This window comes from Candidatus Hydrogenedentota bacterium (assembly GCA_019695095.1).
In the GTDB taxonomy this organism is placed as follows: Bacteria; Hydrogenedentota; Hydrogenedentia; order Hydrogenedentales; family SLHB01; genus JAIBAQ01.
In genome coordinates, this window is the sequence record JAIBAQ010000331.1 from 1 (window position 1) to 3,870 (window position 3,870).

5 protein-coding genes are annotated in these 3,870 nt (G+C 59.5%); 3 read left to right on the forward strand and 2 right to left on the reverse strand.

What is annotated here, in order from left to right; all coding sequences use genetic code 11:
- Nucleotides 1-1,398, forward strand: a 1,398-nt coding sequence (locus K1Y02_25800; GenBank protein ID MBX7259795.1) for an amino acid permease, incomplete at its 5' end; no start/stop codon positions are given.
- A 59-nt stretch (nt 1,399-1,457) separates the two neighbouring features.
- Nucleotides 1,458-2,042 carry a DUF2585 family protein gene (locus K1Y02_25805; protein ID MBX7259796.1) on the forward strand — a complete coding sequence of 195 codons (585 nt, stop codon included), beginning with the start codon at nt 1,458-1,460 and terminating at the stop codon, nt 2,040-2,042.
- A 9-nt stretch (nt 2,043-2,051) separates the two neighbouring features.
- Here the strand turns inward: K1Y02_25805 and K1Y02_25810 are convergent, their stop codons facing one another.
- Together K1Y02_25810 and K1Y02_25815 are read right to left on the reverse strand one after the other, a co-directional pair.
- Nucleotides 2,052-2,903 (reverse strand): SDR family NAD(P)-dependent oxidoreductase, encoded by an 852-nt coding sequence (locus K1Y02_25810; protein MBX7259797.1) that lies wholly within the window; start codon nt 2,901-2,903, stop codon nt 2,052-2,054.
- An 11-nt stretch (nt 2,904-2,914) separates the two neighbouring features.
- Nucleotides 2,915-3,370: a heme-binding protein gene (locus tag K1Y02_25815; protein MBX7259798.1), complete on the reverse strand. Its 456-nt coding sequence runs from the start codon at nt 3,368-3,370 to the stop codon at nt 2,915-2,917.
- 178 nt (nt 3,371-3,548) lie between these two features.
- Between K1Y02_25815 and K1Y02_25820 the strand changes: the two genes are divergently transcribed.
- Entirely contained in the window at nt 3,549-3,851 is a 303-nt protein-coding gene (locus tag K1Y02_25820; protein MBX7259799.1) for a hypothetical protein, read from the forward strand.
- Nucleotides 3,852-3,870 lie beyond the last annotated feature (19 nt).

Sequence of the window (3,870 nt, forward strand, 5' to 3'; positions counted from 1 at the left end):
GGTTTGGTGGCGAGGTTGGGTCTGTTTACCGCGATCATGATCATCATGGGGAACATGATCGGTTCGGGCATCTTCAAGAAAGCGGCTCCGATGGCGGAGCAGGTGCAGTCGCCGGGGCTGCTGTTGTTGTGCTGGGTGATCGCGGGTGTGGTGAGCTTTCTGGGGGCGCTGAGTTACGCGGAGCTGGCGGGGATTATCGCGGAGCCGGGCGGACAGTACGTTTACCTGCAGCGGGCCTATGGGCGGTTCTTTGCGTACTTGTATGGGTGGGCGTCGTTTGCGGTGATTCAGACGGCGTCGATTAGTTCGATCGCGTATGTGTTTGGCCAGTCGGCGAATACCTTGTTTCACTTTCCACGGCTTGACGCGGTGTATGAGCAATGGTCGCTGTTTGGCATCTTCTATCCGCTCGACAACCTCGGTGTGAAGGTGTTCACCGTGGTCGCGATTGCCGCGTTGTCGGTTGCGAATTATTACGGCGTCGTGTTTGGAGGGATGATCGCGAGCGTCTTCACGTGTCTGAAGCTCGCGGGGATTGCGTTGCTGATTGCGCTGGGTTTGACGATCGGGCAGGGTTCGGCTGAGCACTTTACGCCGTGGCTGGCCCATCCCGATGCGCAATACGCAACGAATCTGGGTCTATTCGGCGCGATGTTTGCCGCGTTTCTGGGGGCGTTCTGGGCGTATGACGGTTGGAACAACATCACGTCATTGGCGGCGGAGGTGCGGCGTCCGAAGCGCAATATCCCGTTGGCGTTGGGGTTGGGCACGGCGGGCGTGATGGCGGTGTATTTGTTGGTCAACGCGGCGTATGTGTACGTGATGCCGGTGGAAGAGATGGCGGCCCTCACGAAGCAGGACAACGCGATAGTCGCGGTTGAGGTCATGCGGAAATGCGTGGGGCCGCACGGGGCGACGTTCATCGCGATCCTGATTCTGCTATCGACGTTTGGGGCGACCAACTGCCAACTCATGCCGCACAGCCGCGTGTACTTTGCGATGGCGCGCGATGGTCTGTTCCTGAAGGGAGCGGCCAAGTGCCATCCCGTTTACAAGACCCCTTCGAATTCGCTGGTGATACAAGCGGTGTGGGCGTCGTTGCTGGTGTTCAGCGGGACTTTCGATCAGCTCACCGACATGGTGATCTTCGCGTCGTTCATTTTCTATGGCGCAACGGCCTTCGGAGTGATTGTGTTGCGCCGCGCGTTGCCCGACGCGCCACGTCCGTATAAGGTGACGGCCTACCCCTTCGTGCCGCTGTTCTTTGTGGCGTTCTGCGCCGTGCTGGTGGTGGTGACGATCTATCAGAGCCCGCGCAATGCGGGGATCGGATTGGTGTTGGTGTTGTCCGGCGTACCGTTGTATGCCCTGTGGGGAAGGAACTCCCGAGTCAGTTAAGCTACACTAGTTGTTCACGCATTCGGTTAGCTGCTTGAAAAAACCATGAGAACGATCACGTGAAAGACAAGTTGTACTCTGTGCTTCGCAAACGTTGGACACCTTGGGCGGCAGCTGCAATTGCCGCGATGGTCACGGCCTTTCTGCTGCATCATCATGGACGCATATGGTGGTGTGCCTGCGGGAAAGCGACGCCGTGGTCCGGCGATATCTGGACATCCCACAACTCGCAACATTTATTCGATCCCTACAGTTTCTCTCACGTGTTGCACGGCGTGATCTTCTGCGGGCTGTTTGCCTTGCTGTTGCGAAAGGCATCCAGCCAATGGCGCTTCTTTTTTTCGATTGTGCTTGAGTGCGCATGGGAGCTTTTTGAGAATTCGCCGTTCATCATCCAGCGGTATCGAGAAGGCACGTTTGCGTTGGGTTATGAGGGCGATTCCGTGCTTAATTCGATGGGCGACGTTATGTCGTGCGGCATTGGGTTTGCCGTTGCGTACTACCTGGGACTGCGCCGGTCGTTGGTGTTTGTGGCAATCGTTGAGCTTGTGATGCTGGTATGGATTCGGGACAACCTCACACTGAACATCATAATGCTGATTCATCCGATCGATGCCATCAAGGCATGGCAGATGGGACAATGAGAATAGTCCTCACTCCTTCCCCGGCGCGCTAGAGCCTCGCTTTGCCTTTTCCACGCTTTCCATACGTCCGCCCGTAGACGCTCGCATCAGCCATCGCGTGGTGCGCGGGAAATGGCGGGCAAAGAAGGCGGCGGCTTTGCCGTGGCCGGTGATGACGGCTTCGAATTGGCGGCGGTACAGCGCCGTGACGATGGCGCGGGCGGCGCGATCGGTGGGAACGATAATCCATGCGGGAGCAGGGTCGGGACGTCCTTCCCGGAGGACACCGTCGTTGCCGGTCATGCGGATGTTGCTCGCGACGATGCCGGGGTTGATGCACGTGACCGTGATCCCCTTTTCGGCGAGGTCGAAGTAGAGGGATTCGGCGAGGCCGCAGACCGCGAACTTGCTGGCGCAGTAGGGGGCGGTGGCGGGTGCTCCGAGGCGTCCGAGTACGCTGGAGACGAGGCCGAGTCTGCCTTTCGATTTTTCCAGGTGCGGCATCACGGCGTAGACGGTATTCAGAACGCCGAAGAAGTTAGTTTCGAATTGCCGGCGAAAGTCGTCGGGCGTTAGTTTCCAGAACGCTCCGCTTACGCCGAATCCCGCGTTTGCGACAGCCACGTCGATGCCGCCGAATGCTTCGACGGTTGCGGCAACCGCCGCGTCCAGGCTGGCGCGGTCGTGTACGTCGCACGCGACAGCGAGGGCGCGTCCGCCCTCCTGGTGGATGGCCTCCACGTTGGCGCGGAGTATGTCTGCCCGGCGCGCCGCCAGGGCCACGTTCGCGCCTTCGCGGGCAAAGGCGCGGCTGAGTTCCGCGCCAATGCCCGACGATGCGCCTGTGATGAATACTGTTTGCCCTTCGAACCTCTTTGCCAAAGTTCTTGCTCCTAGAGGGCCTTTACCCCCGCTTCCGCGCAGGCGTGGTCGTTTTCGACCGTCGAGCCCGACACGCCGATTGCGCCGATTACTTCACCGGCCGCGTTCTTGATGGGCAGTCCGCCGGGAAACGTGATGAGACCGCCGTTCGACACCTCAATGTTGTAGAGCGCGCCGCCGGGCTGGCTCAACTTTCCGATATCGCCGGTGGGCATGTCGAAGTAGCGGGCGGTCTTGGCCTTTTTAATGGCGATGTCGATGCTGCCGAGCCACGCGCCGTCCATTCGCGCGAAGGCTTTGAGATTGCCGCCCGCATCGACCACGGCGATGTCCATCTTGCAGTTGATGGCGCCGGCCTTTTCTTGAGCCGCCTTCAATACGCGCATCGCCGAGTCCAGATCGATGTCCGGGGTCGAGATGCCCTTCGAGGCCGCCTGCTGGGCGGATACGAAGTCCTTTGGAACCATGGCAACCGCCATCGCAATCGCGACGATGCCTAGAATGGAACACACCTTTGCCTTCATTGGAATTCTCCCTTATACGATTTGCAGCTCATTGTCACCAGAAGTCCCGGCTCGGAGCAGCCTGGCCGGGCAGTAGGCGGAAGGTAGCATTCGGGTGGGCTCAGGTCAAGCGGTGGGCGAGATGGACGAGATGGACGAGGTGGACGAGATGGACGAGGTGGACGAGATGGACGAGATGGACGAGATGGACGAGATGGACGAGATGGACGAGATGGACGAGGTGGACGAGGTGGACGAGGTGGACGAGGTGGACGAGGTGGACGAGGTGGACGAGGTGGGCGAGATGGGCGAGGTGGAGACCTGCGGTCGTAAGAGTGTGAGGTTGCCCTGTTTTGACGGACACGTAGGGGTAGATAGAATGGGAAGAGGAGACCCGACGTGTCAAAACGGAAATATGATGAAGAGTTTAAGCGGGATGCAGTAGAGCTGCTGCTCACCGGGGA

Excerpts from the sequence above, each read along its gene's own strand:
- K1Y02_25815 (MBX7259798.1), bottom strand. The coding sequence starts at position 3,370 with ATGGTTCCAAAGGACTTCGTATCCGCCCAGCAGGCGGCCTCGAAGGGC.
- K1Y02_25820 (MBX7259799.1), top strand. The coding sequence starts at position 3,549 with ATGGACGAGATGGACGAGGTGGACGAGATGGACGAGGTGGACGAGATG.